15 protein-coding genes and 1 pseudogene are annotated in these 13,600 nt (G+C 65.8%); 9 read left to right on the top strand and 7 right to left on the bottom strand.

Annotated elements, in window-relative coordinates; genetic code table 11:
• Positions 1–73 precede the first annotated feature (73 nt).
• Both G4G31_RS10625 and sbcB read left to right on the top strand, forming a co-directional pair.
• Positions 74–1,039, top strand: a complete 966-nt coding sequence (locus G4G31_RS10625) for a GGDEF domain-containing protein (RefSeq protein WP_182991393.1) — start codon at positions 74–76, stop codon at positions 1,037–1,039.
• A gap of 92 nt (positions 1,040–1,131) precedes the next feature.
• Positions 1,132–2,580, top strand: a complete 1,449-nt coding sequence (sbcB, locus tag G4G31_RS10620) for an exodeoxyribonuclease I (RefSeq protein ID WP_182991392.1) — start codon at positions 1,132–1,134, stop codon at positions 2,578–2,580.
• A gap of 306 nt (positions 2,581–2,886) precedes the next feature.
• Here sbcB and pyrF read toward each other — a convergent pair whose 3' ends face one another.
• Entirely contained in the window at positions 2,887–3,708 is an 822-nt protein-coding gene (gene pyrF, locus G4G31_RS10615; protein WP_182991391.1) for an orotidine-5'-phosphate decarboxylase, read from the bottom strand.
• 145 nt (positions 3,709–3,853) lie between these two features.
• Here pyrF and G4G31_RS10610 point away from each other — a divergent pair, with 145 nt between their 5' ends.
• The 6 genes and pseudogenes from G4G31_RS10610 to G4G31_RS10585 all read left to right on the top strand — a co-directional run bounded on the left by G4G31_RS10610 (position 3,854) and on the right by G4G31_RS10585 (position 8,321).
• Complete coding sequence (locus G4G31_RS10610) at positions 3,854–4,465, top strand: LemA family protein (RefSeq protein ID WP_182991743.1); 612 nt, start codon at positions 3,854–3,856, stop codon at positions 4,463–4,465.
• A 4-nt stretch (positions 4,466–4,469) separates the two neighbouring features.
• Positions 4,470–5,300 carry a YgcG family protein gene (locus G4G31_RS10605; RefSeq protein WP_182991390.1) on the top strand — a complete coding sequence of 277 codons (831 nt, stop codon included), beginning with the start codon at positions 4,470–4,472 and terminating at the stop codon, positions 5,298–5,300.
• Between the two features lie 148 nt (positions 5,301–5,448).
• Positions 5,449–5,817, top strand: a complete 369-nt coding sequence (locus G4G31_RS10600) for a TPM domain-containing protein (RefSeq protein ID WP_308622152.1) — start codon at positions 5,449–5,451, stop codon at positions 5,815–5,817.
• Between the two features lie 187 nt (positions 5,818–6,004).
• Positions 6,005–6,770 (top strand): annotated as a pseudogene (locus G4G31_RS10595) (SDR family NAD(P)-dependent oxidoreductase).
• Between the two features lie 765 nt (positions 6,771–7,535).
• Positions 7,536–7,850 (top strand): hypothetical protein, encoded by a 315-nt coding sequence (locus G4G31_RS10590; RefSeq protein WP_182991389.1) that lies wholly within the window; start codon positions 7,536–7,538, stop codon positions 7,848–7,850.
• 72 nt (positions 7,851–7,922) lie between these two features.
• Positions 7,923–8,321, top strand: a complete 399-nt coding sequence (locus tag G4G31_RS10585; RefSeq protein ID WP_182991388.1) for a VanZ family protein — start codon at positions 7,923–7,925, stop codon at positions 8,319–8,321.
• Between the two features lie 139 nt (positions 8,322–8,460).
• Here G4G31_RS10585 and G4G31_RS25720 read toward each other — a convergent pair whose 3' ends face one another.
• Entirely contained in the window at positions 8,461–8,751 is a 291-nt protein-coding gene (locus tag G4G31_RS25720; RefSeq protein ID WP_229425505.1) for a hypothetical protein, read from the bottom strand.
• Between the two features lie 15 nt (positions 8,752–8,766).
• On the bottom strand, positions 8,767–9,018 hold the full coding sequence (locus tag G4G31_RS25715; RefSeq protein WP_229425504.1) for a hypothetical protein: 252 nt from the start codon (positions 9,016–9,018) through the stop codon (positions 8,767–8,769).
• A 47-nt stretch (positions 9,019–9,065) separates the two neighbouring features.
• On the opposite strand from G4G31_RS25715, the gene G4G31_RS25710 reads away from it, so the two are divergent.
• A complete protein-coding gene (locus tag G4G31_RS25710) occupies positions 9,066–9,281 on the top strand; it encodes a hypothetical protein (RefSeq protein ID WP_229425503.1) in 216 nt (71 codons plus the stop codon).
• A gap of 106 nt (positions 9,282–9,387) precedes the next feature.
• Here G4G31_RS25710 and G4G31_RS10575 read toward each other — a convergent pair whose 3' ends face one another.
• From G4G31_RS10575 to G4G31_RS10560, 4 genes are all read right to left on the bottom strand, one after another.
• A complete protein-coding gene (locus tag G4G31_RS10575) occupies positions 9,388–9,888 on the bottom strand; it encodes a TraB/GumN family protein (RefSeq protein WP_182991386.1) in 501 nt (166 codons plus the stop codon).
• Entirely contained in the window at positions 9,873–10,352 is a 480-nt protein-coding gene (locus G4G31_RS10570; protein WP_182991385.1) for a TraB/GumN family protein, read from the bottom strand. Before G4G31_RS10570 ends, G4G31_RS10575 begins: the two co-directional genes overlap by 16 nt.
• Positions 10,353–10,540: 188 nt before the next feature.
• On the bottom strand, positions 10,541–11,698 hold the full coding sequence (locus tag G4G31_RS10565; protein ID WP_182991384.1) for a glycosyltransferase: 1,158 nt from the start codon (positions 11,696–11,698) through the stop codon (positions 10,541–10,543).
• Between the two features lie 92 nt (positions 11,699–11,790).
• The gene (locus tag G4G31_RS10560; protein ID WP_182991383.1) at positions 11,791–13,596 is read right to left on the bottom strand and encodes a glycoside hydrolase family 2 protein; all 1,806 of its coding nucleotides are present in this window, start codon (positions 13,594–13,596) and stop codon (positions 11,791–11,793) included.
• Positions 13,597–13,600 lie beyond the last annotated feature (4 nt).

Genomic DNA, 13,600 nt, shown 5'->3' with positions numbered 1-13,600 from the left:
GGCACTGCGCCAGCCGGACAGGCCATCAAGGGGGCGAATGAAGCATCGGCTCTACTCAGCGGAGGAATGCGTTTTGAAACATATCGGTACTTTTCGGGATGCAGGTTTCCCGGTCGACGAGCTCGAACTGTTTCGCGGAGCGGACATGGCCGCAGCCGCCGCGGCGCTGGCCGACTGCGAGGTGGTGCAGCTGAACGCGGGCGAGGCCATCGAGGACACGGTGCGGGCGCGGCTGTATATCGTGCTGTCGGGCATGCTCGAAGTCGAGACCGACGGCCATGCCGGCACCTCCGACGGCCACATCACCCGCATCCTGCATGGCGAGAGCGTGGGCGAACAGTCGGTGCTGGACGATGCCGCCAACCTCGACGCCGTGCGCGCGGTGGAAGACACGCGCCTGCTGGTAATCGAATCGAAGCTGGCCTGGCAACTCATCGACCATTCGAACGCCGTCGCGCGCAACCTGCTGCGCCTGCTGTCGTTCCGGATTCGCGCCGCCAACGCGCTGCTGCGCCGGCGCCAGAAGCTGGGCGAGTTCTACCGGCAATTGTCGCTGAACGACACGCTGACGGGCCTGTACAACCGCACCTGGCTGGCCGACATGCTGCCGAAGCTGGTGGCGCGGGCGCGCAACCAGGGCAGTCCGCTGGCCCTGCTCATGGTTGACCTCGACAATTTCAAGAAGTTCAACGATACCCACGGCCACCTGATCGGCGACGCCGCCCTGTGCGCGGCCGCGAACGTGATCCGCGACGGCCTGCGCCCCTCGGACTTCGCCGTGCGCTATGGTGGCGAGGAATTGATGGCGGTCTTGCCGGAAACGACAGCCGAGCTGGCGCAGATGGTGGCCGAGCGCCTGTGCAAGCAGATGCGCGAAGCCGTGCTCTTCCCCGACATGCGCGTGCCGATGCCGCACCTGACGGCCTGCTTCGGCGTGGCCGTGCTTGACCCGAACGGCGACGAAACGAGCCTGATCGACGCGGCCGATGCCGCCCTGTACCGCGCCAAGGAAGCCGGACGCAACTGCGTGAGCCTGTGACACACGGTGCTGCCGATTCTGGCCATTGACGTATCGCATGGGTAGCCCGACAATCCGGGCACCCAAGCGGGGCACCACCACTCCAAGAATCGATGAGCACTCACACCTTCCTCTGGCACGACTACGAAACCTTCGGGGCGCAGCCGCGCCGTGACCGTCCGGCGCAGTTCGCGGCCATCCGTACCGATGCCGAGCTGAACGAAATCGGCACGCCCCTGATGCTGTTCTGCCAGCCGGCGAACGATTACCTGCCCGACCCGCAGTCCTGCCTGATCACCGGCATCACGCCGCAGCAGTGCCTGGCGCAAGGCGTGCCCGAGCACGAGTTCGCGCGCCAGATCGAGGCGGCCTTTGCCGAGCCTGGCACGATCGGCGTCGGCTACAACACCATCCGCTTCGACGACGAAGTGACCCGCTTCCTGTTCTGGCGCAACCTGCTCGACCCGTATGCGCGCGAGTGGCAAAACAATTGCGGCCGCTGGGACCTGCTCGACGTCGTGCGCATGACTTACGCGCTGCGTCCGGAAGGCATCGAATGGCCGCGCCACCCGGACGGACGGCCGAGCTTCCGGCTGGAAGACCTGGCGCGCGCGAATGGCCTGGCACACGAGGCGGCCCACGACGCGCTGTCGGACGTGCGCGCCACCATCGCCCTCGCCCGCCTGCTCCGCAAGGCGCAGCCGCGCCTGTTCGACTTCTGCCTCGAACTACGGCGCAAGGACAAGGTTGCCGCCGAGATGGGCCTGCATTTCGAGCGCGAGCAGCGCCAGCCGTTCCTGCACGTGTCCGGCATGTTTCCGGTCGAGCACGGCTGCCTGGGCCTGGTCTATCCGCTGGCCCAGCATCCGAGCAACAAGAACGAAGTGCTGGTCTGGGATTGCCGCCACGATCCGTCCGAGCTATTCGGGCTCGACGTCGACACCATCCGCCAGCGCATGTTCACGCGCAGCGCCGACCTGCCCGAGGGTGTGACCCGGCTGCCGATCAAGAGCGTGCACCTGAACAAGTCGCCGATGCTGGTGGGGAACCTCAAGACGCTGAGCCCTGCCATGGCCGCGCGCTGGAACATCGACCTCGAGCAGGGCCGCGCGCATGCCGCGCTGGCTGCACGCGGACCGGACATGGCTGCCACCTGGACCCAGGTCTTCCAGAAGCCGGCGGCGGCCAGCGAGACCGATGTCGACGAAGACCTGTACGGCGGTTTCGTCAGCAAGGACGACCGCCGCAAGCTCGAGTCGCTGCGCATGCAGACGCCCGAGCAGTTTGCAACCGTGCGCCCCTCTTTCGACGACGAACGCCTGGCCGAACTCCTGCGCCGCTACCGCGCCCGCAACTTCCCGCATACCCTGAGCGAAGCCGAAGCCGAGGAGTGGGAAGCGCATCGGGCGGCGCGCCTGTTCGACGGCGCCGGCGGTGCGCGAACGGTGGATCAGTTGTTTGGGGAGATCGATGCGCTGTCGGAGACGGCGGACGAGCGCGCCGAGGAAATCCTGGGGCAGCTGTACGAGTATGTGGAGATGATTGCGCCGAGCAGGTATTGACGTGGGGCGATGCTCGCCCTGACGGTATATTGACGCTTGTGGGGCTGTTGCCTGCGCTGCTAACGGTTTCTACGATCCGCGTGGGCAGTCATGATGGCCGGGGGCCATCATGACGAAGTGCCCACCCTACGGGAGGCGCTATCGGCAGGTTCATGCAAAAGCATGGGGTTTGCACGATCTGGCCACTAACGTTTCCTGTAGGGTGGGCGGGGCCGCCGAGGCACCCCGTGCCCATGCGAATGATGCGAACCACCTGCGCCGCAGGCAACAGCCCCACCCGGCCGGCACACCGCTTTCGTCGTTGTCTTACCCCCGATACCGATTGATTTCATCCCGCGTCTCTTGCGCCACCCGCCGTGCTGCCGCCGCGAAATCTTCCCCCTCGGCCAGCGCCGCATACAAAATCGCCCGCGAGGAATTAATCATCATCCCCGTCCCCGCTGCCGTGCGTCCTGCGCCCACCGTGGCGGCCACGTCCCCACCCTGGGCACCGACACCGGGCACCAGCAGCGGCATCTCGCCGACGATCGCCCTCACCTGCGCCAGCTCTTCAGGGAAGGTAGCGCCCACCACAAGGGCGCACTGGCCATTCCGGTTCCATTTCTCGGCGACCAGGCGTGCCACGTGCTGGTACAGCGGCTTGCCCTCCACGTTCAGGAACTGCAGATCCGAGCCGCCCGCGTTCGAGGTACGGCACAGCACGATCACGCCGCGATCCGCCCACTCCAGGTAGGGCTCGACCGAATCGAAGCCCATGTAGGGATTGACCGTGACGGCATCCGCGCCGTAGCGGTCGAAGGCTTCGCGCGCGTACTGGTGGGCGGTGGCGCCGATGTCGCCGCGCTTGGCGTCGAGGATGAGCGGGATGTGCGGATAGGCCTCGCGCAAATAACGGCAGATCGTTTCCAGCTGCGCTTCGGCGCCGAGGGCGGCGAAATAGGCGATCTGCGGCTTGAAGGCGCAGGCCAGGTCGGCGGTGGCATCGATGATCGCCTTGCAGAAGCGAACGATGCCGTCCGGTTCATCCTTCAGGTGCGCCGGCAGGCGCGCCAGGTCGGGATCGAGGCCGACACACAGGAGCGAGTCGTTGCGGGTCCATGCCGCGGCAAGCTTGTTGATGAAATTCACGTCAGGCCTCCCAGATGTCATTGCAAACCCGATATTGTACCTGTCGACGGGGCGCTCGCCCCGCGTCCAGCACGACCGTGCGACCGGCGTCGCGGCAAACGGGTATATTTTTGACCATTCGACAACTCGCATGGACAAGAACATGATGACGTCTTCCATTATTGCGCGCTGGACCCGCCTGCTGGCGCTTGCCACCCTCGCCGGCTCGCTGCTCTCGGGCTGCGGCTACAACGACTTCCAGGTCAAGGACGAAGCCACCAAGGCCGCCTGGGGCGAAGTGGTCAACCAGTACCAGCGCCGCGCCGACCTGATTCCGAACCTGGTGAACACCGTCAAGGGCTATGCCTCGCACGAACGGGAGACCCTGGAAGCGGTCACCCGTGCGCGCGCAGCCGCCACCAGTTTCCAGATCACGCCCGAAGTGCTGAACAATCCTCAGGCATTCCAGAAATTCCAGCAGGTGCAGGGTGAACTGTCGAGCGCGCTGTCGCGCCTGATGGTCGTCTCCGAAAAATATCCTGAGCTCAAGGCCGACACCAGCTTCCGCGACCTGCAATCGCAGCTCGAGGGCACTGAAAACCGCATCACCGTGGCGCGCCAGCGCTACATCGCCTCGGTGCAGGACTATAACGTTACCGTGCGCAAGTTCCCGACCAACCTGACGGCAATGATGTTCGGCTATGAAGCGCGGCCATCGTTCACGGTCGAGAACGAAAAAGCAATCTCGACCGCGCCGACGGTCAACTTCGGCAAGTGACGCGATGAACTTGCTGCGACAGTGCTGGTTACTCCTGCTGGCCTGCATGCTGGCCGCGCCTGCGCAGGCCCAGCTGAAAGCGGTGCCGCCGCTGACGAGCCACGTCACCGACATGGCTGGCATGCTCGACGCCACCCAGCGCCAGCGCCTGGAAGCGGTACTGGCCCAGCACGAGGCCCAGACTGGCAACCAGATCGCGGTGCTGCTGGTGAAGTCGACCGAGCCGGAAGCGATCGAGCAATACGGCATCCGCGTGGCGGAAGCCTGGAAGATCGGGCGCAAGGGCGTCGACGACGGCGTGATCCTGCTGGTTGCGCGCGACAACCCGGGTGCGCTGCGCCGCCTGCGCATCGAGGCGGGACGCGGCGTGCAGGGGGTGCTGACGGACGCGCAATCGAAGCGCATCCTGCAGGACGTGATCGCCCCGCACTTTCGGCAAAACCATTATTACGAGGGCCTGGTCGCAGGCGTGGGCGCGATCGCCACGCTGCTGAACCGGGAGCGATTTCCCGCGGCGCAGCAACAACAGGGGCAGCAGCTAGCCCCCAACGGCGGTAACACGGAAGGAGGCGGGATCGGTATGTTCGGTATCTTGATGTTGGTCTTTGGTTTCATGCTGGTGCGTTCGATTTTCCGTCCGCGCCGTCCACGCCTGTCGCGTGGCGGCTGGGGCAGCGGCGCCACCGGTTTCATCCTCGGTAACGTGATCGGCAACATGGGCCGCGGCGGTGGCGGCTTCGGCGGCTTCTCCGGCGGTGGCGGCGGCTTTGGCGGAGGCGGTTTCTCCGGCGGCGGCGGCACCTTCGACGGCGGCGGCGCTTCGGGAGACTGGTAATGGAACACGCATCGTTTGGACAGCGCCTGGGCCGGGTCATCCGCCACTGGCGCAGCAGCAAGGCCGACGCCCAGCGCGCCTTTCCGGAAGCAACCCTCGCGGCCGCCGCGCAGGCCATTACCGCCGGCGAGCAAACGCACCGGGGGAGGTGCGCTTCATCGTCGAGGCGGCCCTGCCCACCGACGAGGCCTGGGACGGCATCAGCAACCGCCAGCGCGCCCTGGCCCTGTTCGCCGACTACGGTGTCTGGGACACCGAGGACAATTGCGGCGTGCTGCTGTATGTGAACCTGGCCGAGCACAAGGTCGACATCGTGGCCGACCGCGGCATCGACCGCAAGATCGACAGCAGCACCTGGCAAGCCGTGTGCCGCACGATGACCGAAGGCTTCAAGCGCGGCAATTATCATGAGGCCACGCTGGCGGCGATCGAGCAGGTCAACTCCTTGTTGCGCGAACATTTCCCGGCCAACGGGACGCGCCCGAACGAGCTGCCGGACAAGCCGATCATGCTGTAAACCATTGCGGGTCGACTGCCGGGACGCCGGCAGCGCCGGCATCGGCAGCTGACTTCGGCCGGCCCACCGCTGCGGAAAGGTATGCGCCCGCAGTCACCGGCTGACGGGGCAGACTCGCCGCAGCTCCCGTGCATGCGGGGCCGGGCTGCCGCTACAATGCCCTTCCCGAACCCGTGAAAGCCCGCACATGAAACTCGCCAACAAGACCGCCCTCGTCACCGGTGCCAGCCAGGGGCATCGGCCTGGCCTGCGCCCAGCGCCTCGTGCGCGAGGGCGCACGCGTGATGCTTGCCGACGTGCGCCCCGAGGGCGCCGACGCCGCCGCAGCCCTGGGCGACAATGCCCGCTTCTTTTGCGCCGACGTCAGCCAGAAGTCCGACGTGGACGCCCTCTTCCGCGCCACCGTCGACGCCTTCGGACAGCTGGACATACTCATCAACAACGCGGGCGTCACCCATGCCGCCGACTTCCTCGATCTCTCCGAGGAGGATTTCGACCGCGTGTTGCGCATCAACCTGAAATCGATGTTCCTGTGCAGCCAGGCGGCGGCGCGCGACATGGTCAAGCGCCAGAGCGGCTGCATCATCAACATGTCGAGCGTGAACGCCGAACTCGTGATACCGAACCAGATTCCGTACGTGGTGTCCAAGGGCGGCGTCAACCAGCTCACGCGTGTAGCCGCCATCGGCCTGGCGCAGCACGGCATCCGCGTGAACGCGATCGGCCCCGGAACCATCCTGACGGAACTGGCGAAGCAGGCCGTCCTGTCCAGCCCGGAAGCGCGCCACACCATCCTGTCGCGCACGCCGCTCGGGCGTTGCGGCGAACCCGAAGAAATCGCCGCCATCGCCGCCTTCCTTGCCAGCGACGACGCGTCCTATATTACCGGGCAAACCCTGTACGCCGACGGCGGGCGCATGCCGCTGAACTACACGGTGCCGGTGCGCGAATAGCTGTTTTACATCCGTCTGCGTGACCGTTTGCGCGTCGATTTCGGCGCAAGGACTGTTTTTGGAGACCATTCATCCCGTGACCGCCCCTCGCTCAAGCCCGTGCGACAAGGTTTTTCCCAGTGGAGCTGCTGGGCGGATATCTCCGGAAGTGATTCGCACCAAAGCATATGTATGACAGTTGCCGAAACATATTCACCGTTCGCATGTCTGGTATCTGAATAGACAATTAGACACGTATGTCGCGACGCAACATAATGGCACCTGTCTCCACTATTCTCCTCCAAGAAAATAGTCTTCAGCCCGCTCACGAAGCGGGCTTTTTTTTGCCCATCCAGCGAAAACTACCCCTTCCATAGATCGTCAGCCGCCGAGTTCGTTCCTGGAAGAGCTGCAGAGGTTGCGCTACGTCATACCCCGGTCACAATGCCTGCCTATACTGAATTCATCTGCAGTACACGCAACCGATATGCGTGATTGCAGACAGGTGTGCGGTGCTTCGCGCCGCACACCCACCGAACACCGTCTCTTGGCCCGGTCTTGGGTTGTGCCCACCACTCTCTCCTGGTGGGCATTTTTTTGTTCCAAATTATGTGCAAGGAATAAAAGGACGGGCAGACCTTGCAGCGCATCCGCTTTTGACTATGATGAAGTTCGCGCGCCGAAACCTGCCTTCCCCGCCGGCCCCGCCATGGGTTGCCTGCAAGGAATATCCAAGAGGACAAAGCGCAGTTGCACGGCATGTCAAAACACAAGGGAGTTCGACCGATGAATCATCATTTTCCTGAACAGACTACCCACGCATCCTCCTCCGACAGCCGCCGCCAGTGCGACGGCTTCGACTATCTGGTTCTCAGCGAGCTCAATCCTCTGGTCGTCGTCGACCATGTCGACGGCGAGCATTCCACCCTCACGCTCCTGACCTTCGGCAACGTCCGCGAAATCTGTCCCAAGTGCCAGCAAGGCAAGCTCAAGCTCGTGCTGCGCCAGACCTCGGTACGCGTGGCACACCTGTTCTGCGCCGAGTGCGAGAGCTGTTTCGACGCCCGCTACGCGGACGGCGCCCCGGCCTTGACCATCTGATGTGCGGCTAGTGCCGTGGCGGCGCCCGCCGCCCGGACATGGTATGGTTGTCGCTTTGCCATTTCGTCAACCATGCCGTCCTTCCTGACCTTCCTGCTGCTCGACCCGCGCCTGAACCGCTTGCGCTATGCTGCCGCGCTCGTCATGTTCCTGACCATCGTGATCGCCGGCTCGATCCCTGGCGCGCGCGCCGACATCGGCCAGTACGCGCCCGGTGTCGTGCTGCATTCGCTGGCTTACGCGACGCTGGCGCTGCTGTGGTTTACCGCCAGCAGCGGGAACGCGGCCAGCCGCAGCCGCGCAACGATTATTGCCATCGCGCTCATGGGTGCCATCGACGAGCTGGTGCAAAGCATGTTCCCCTACCGCGGCGCCGACGTGCGCGACTGGATGGTCGACTGCAGCGCCGCGCTCCTCACCTGCGCGATCCTCTGGATGCTGTTGCCGAAAACCGCCCTGCAGCGCAGCTGAGTCTGCAGGGAAACCCGTTTCCCGTCTTCACCCTCGCTTGATCTGGCTCATATTCAACCCGAGTCAGCTGGAACGTCGTTCCCGTTCAGCCCTCTTACCGGAGTGGCAGACGGCATCGTCACGCATCCCATCGACAAAATCAACGGAGGATCGATATGAAACAACAACACCAGAGCGTGCTCCTGGCGGGTTTGCTGGCCGTCGCGATCGGCCTGTCGGGCTGCGCCGGCATGCGCGGCGGCGGTGACAGCGGCGGCAGCAGCGCCAGCGGCAGTTCCTCGGGCGGTTCGACCGGCAGCGGCGGCATGTCCGGCACCGGAGCCGGGACCAGCACCAGCGGATCGGGTGGTTGGGGCGGCGGCTCCTCGTCGGGCTCGTCGGGCACCTCGGGAACCTCGGGCACCTCGGGCACCTCGGGAACCTCGGGCACCTCGGGCAGCAGCGGCTACGACCAGTCGGGCAGCTCGGGGACCTCCGGCAGCTCGGGGACCTCGGGGTCCTCGGGTACTTCCGGTAGTTCCGGCACCTCAGGGACCTCAGGCACTTCCGGTAGCTCCGGCACCTCGGGCACTTCCGGTAGCTCCGGCACCTCGGGCACCTCGGGCACTTCCGGCGGCGTAAGCAGCATGAGCGAAGGCGGCTCCGCCGGCGCCACGGCCGATACCGCCAGCGGCAGCTCGAGCGGCGGCAGCGCCACCGCGGTCCAGCACCAGCCCGAACAGCACCGTCATCTCGATCGAAACCGTGCCACGCAGTGCCAGCAGCACGAGCGGTGCCGGCACGGCCGCCGGGGCGGCAGTCGGCGGCAGCTCGGCAGGCAGCTCGATGTCGTCCGACCGCGTCTACCGCATCACCCTGCGCATGGACGATGGCAGCACCCAAGTCCTCACCCAGGAAACCACGCCGGACTTCCGCAGCAACGACCGTGTGAACGTAAGCGGCGGCGCCATCCGGCGCTGACAGGGCAGCAGGCAGGCCAAGCCAGGCGTTCAACCTGGCTTGTCGTCGAACGAGGCGACATGCCGGTCTGCGCTGGTTGTGGCAGGCAGCAAGGCGCTGGAAATCGTCAATACACGCGTTCGACCAGGTATCCGCGCTGCGCCAGCAACTGCGGCAGGCCGTTCTCACCCATCAGGTGCAGGTAACCGACGCCAACGAACAGCACGTCGCCCTTGCCCATCAGGGTGTCGATCCGGCTTGCCATGTCGGGGTTGCGCTGGCCGAGCAATTTGCGGCGCGTGAAATCGGCGGTTTCCGAGCCGCCGCTGGTGGCCTCGCTCAGTGCGGCATCGCGCTCTGCGGCCTTGCCCGAGCGCCAGGCTTCGATCACCCGGCCGGCGCGCCGTGCCGCGCTGCCGTCGGCCAGGCCGTCGAGCGTATCGAGCAGGTAGCGCTCGGCCTCGATGTCGCTCATGCTGTCGAACAGGCCCAGCTGCAGGTCGGCGCTTTCGAGCGTGCGGATGCGTGTACCGCGCCGGCGCGCCTGGGCCAGCATGACCTGCTCGACGCCGTCGTTACGCCGGTATCCCCGGCGTTCGAGCTGCATGCTGATCAAGAGATTGGCCACCAGCCAGGGGTTTCAGGTGGGACATGCTGGCGACGCTGATGCCTTCCGTGTGCAAGGCCGTGCGCAGGCGCGCCATCGTCGCCGGCGCCGGGTGGCGGCCGATGTCGTCGCCCGGCGTAACGGGCATGCCTGTCGAGGGCGTGAAGGAAAGCGCCCTTGGCGCCCGTATCGAGCTCGACCACGACTTGGTCGGCCCCGGCCAGCGCCCGCTCCACTTCCGGCGCCATCGGGTAGAAGGAAGGCGCGCCGACGTGCACGGTGCCAAACAGGTAGGCAACCCGTCCCCGGCCGCTGATCCGGTACAAGCCGCCGTGGTGGCGTTCCGCTACCGGTTCCGGACCGACGGGACTGGCGCCACGATGCCCGCTCGAGGCGAGCGTTTCGGCGCGGGCCAGGCGTGCGGGCAGCAGTGCCGCTGCCGGGGCGAGAACAAGCAACAAGATCAGCGCCACGGCGGATGCCACGATGCGCGCCGGCTCCCTTGCCCGCGCGGACAGCGCGGCAAGCGGAGCGGATGCATGCGGCCAAACGGGCACGGCGCAGGAAGGGGGATAAACGGGGCAGCGCAGGCCGGGCACGCATGCCCGGCAAAGCAAGCTGATCGGATAACGCAGGCACCCGGGGCATGCACGCGCTGCCCGGGCGCTGCGCTTCAGGCATGGCGCGCGGTACGCGGCAGCGACGGCACCTCTTCCTGCGCCTCGTCCATGGCGCGATCGGGACTGCCCAGATCAGCGCCGACATGGCCTCGGCTGTGCGTTCCCGGGACGTGCGCGCGACCGTGTCGCGCATGGTGGCGCGCATGCTGTCGCGTGCCTCGGGATGCAGGGGTCAGCGCCGCTTCGCAGGCGGCCACGAAGGCGTCCGCGCCGTCGGCGATCGACACCACATGCCCGTACGGATTGACGACGTCGGCGATCGCCGTGCTCACCACCGGCAGCTCGGCCGCCATGTACTCGAGCACCTTGGTCGGGCTGATGAAGCGGGTCGCCTCGTTCAGCGCGAAGGGCATCAGGCAGACGTCCCAGCCAGCCAGCAGGCGCGGCAGCGCGTCATAGGGCTGCTGGCCCAGGTAATGGATGTTCGGCCGGCGCGGCAGGCTGTCTTCGCTGATCTTCACGACCGGACCGGCCAGCACCAGCTGCCACTCCGGGCGGGCGGCGGCCACGGCGTCGACCAGGGCCAGGTCGATGCGCTCGTCGATGACGCCATAGAAACCCAGGCGCGGACCGGGAATGGCTTCCTGCGCCGGATGGCTGCTCGACCGGTCGAGCGCACTGCTGAAATGGGCGACGTCGACGCTGCTGGGGAAACAATGGGCATTCGGGTGGCGCTGGCGCTTCGCCTCGTACAGGCTGGGGCCGCCGGCAAAGACCAGGTCGGCCAGTTTCAGGAGCGCCGTCTCGCGCTGCAGCAGTTGCTTGGGCGCATTCGCGAACGAGGCCAGCTCGTCCATGCAGTCATACACCACCAGGCGCGGGCGCAGCGCCTGCAGCAGCGGCAGCGCCATCGGCGTGTAGAACCAGGCGACGGGCCGCTCGCCTGGCGGTACCAGCTCGGACAGGAGCGGCAGCACGAGTGCGATCTGGTCGTCGTGGTAGCCCGTCGCATGCAGCGGCGTATGCGGCTTGCACACCGTGAGGTTCGGGCCGCGCTCCAGGCATTCCATCCGGACCGGTCCCCCTTCATCGAGGACAGGTTCCTCGATGAACAGGACGCGGTGCTGGCGGGCCAGGCGGGTCAGCAGGTGCTGGGGACGCTGGAAAACAAAATCCCAGCGCAGGTGGCTGAAGACGACGATGGTACTCATGTTGATTCTCCTTGTCGCCCACGGCCGGGCGGTCGGTTGATGACGGTTTCTTGCGCTACTGGCCCGACCGCCCGTTTCCTCCTTGCGGAGGATCAGACGGCGCCTGGCCGGATTTCCTCTTTGGTTGTCTGGTGCACCGACGCCAGGTTGCGCGTCGCCGCATAGATGTCTTCGAACGGCAGCTTGGGCGTCCGGTCCGCGTTGAGCAGGCCGTTCGCTTCCTGGAAGGTGTCGGCGAACTGCGTGTAGCAGAAGCCGCTGAACATGAAGGTTTCGTTGACGACCTTCAGCAGGCCGCGGTAGAGGTTATGGAAGCCTTCCGCCGTGGTCGAGCGCGAATAGCCCCAGGTGCCCTCTTCCGGCGTTCCCTTGGTATCGAAGGCGATGCCGCCGAACTCGGTCAGCACGATCGGCTGGCCGCGGTGGGGGAAGCCGTCCAGCGTCAGGATGCGCCCGCCCGGACGGCGCTGGTCGAACAGCGTGCGCACCGGGTCGGTCACCGCATAGCGCGCGCCCAGCTTTTCCGGATCGCAGTCGTAGTCGTGGATGCCGAGGATGTCGGTGGCCGAAGCTTCCCAGCCGTCGTTGCCGATCACCGGCCGCGTCGAGTCGAGCGTGCGCGTCAGGTGGTACAGGGCCTCCACGGCATTGCGATGGGCCTGGGTCAGCGTCAGGTTCGGCACGCCCCACGACTCGTTGAAGGCCACCCAGACGATGATGCAGGGATGGCTGTAGTCGCGGTCGATGGCCTCGGTCCACTCGCGCACCATGCGCGAGATCGCTTTCGGGCTGAAGCGGTAGGCCGAGGGCATCTCTTCCCACACCAGCAGGCCCAGCCTGTCGGCCCAGTACAGGTAGCGCGGATCCTCGATCTTCTGGTGCTTGCGCACGCCATTGAAGCCCATCAGCTTGGCCAGCTCGACGTCGCGCCTCAAATGCTCGTCCGACGGGCCGGTGAGGAAGGATTCGGGCCAGTAGCCCTGGTCGAGCACCAGGCGCAGCTGGTATGGCCTTCCATTCAACATGAAGCGGTCGCGGTTGATCGCCACCGAACGCAGCGCCGTGTACGAGCGGATGCGGTCGAGCACCTGGCCGTTGCAGCGCAGCGTGACCTCGGCGTCGAGCAGCGTCGGGCGCTCCGGGCTCCACAGCAATTCATTGCGCGAGTCGTCGATGCCCGGGTCGGACAGCGCAATCTTGCGGTTCGCCTCGCCCGCCAGCAGTTTGTAATAATCGTCGGCCAGCAACTGTTCGCCATGCCAGATCTTGACCTCGACGAACATGTCGTCGCGGATGTCGCCGCCGGCGAAGACCTCGCAGCCGATTTCGAAGGTCTCAAAAATCGGCGTCCACTTCAGCTTGGCGATATGGGTGTTGCCGATCTGCTCGACCCAGACGGTCTGCCAGATGCCGGTGGTGCGTGGATACCAGATCGAGTGGGCTTCCAGCAGCCAGTCCTGCTTGCCGCGCGGCTTGGCCAGGTCGGCCGGATCATCCTCGACGTACACCGTCACGACCTGCTTGCCGTCCGCGCTCATGGCGGAGGTGATGTCGGCCGAGAACGGCGTATGGCCGCCCTCGTGTTCGGCTACCTGGCGGCCGTTGACCCAGACCCGCGCGGCATAGTCGACCGCGCCGAAGTGCAGGATCGTCCTTCCGTCGGTGGGCGTGAGGGTGAACTCGCGTTCGTACCAGCAGACCCTGTGAAAGCCCGTATCGCCGATACCCGACATTCTGGTTTCGGGTGCGAACGGCACTTCGATCTCGTGCGTCCACTCGGTCACGTCGTCGGGCAGCTTGAAGCGCATCGCGTCGTCGAAACAGAAGCGCCATTTGCCGTTCAGGCTGATCCAGTTGTCGCGCACCAGTTGGGGACGTGGATATTCAAACTGACTCATTATT

Source organism: Massilia sp. Se16.2.3 (assembly GCF_014171595.1).
Lineage (GTDB): Bacteria > Pseudomonadota > Gammaproteobacteria > Burkholderiales > Burkholderiaceae_D > Telluria.
The sequence above is the reverse complement of the archived record's forward strand: the minus strand, read 5'-3'. Positions and strand labels throughout refer to the sequence as shown.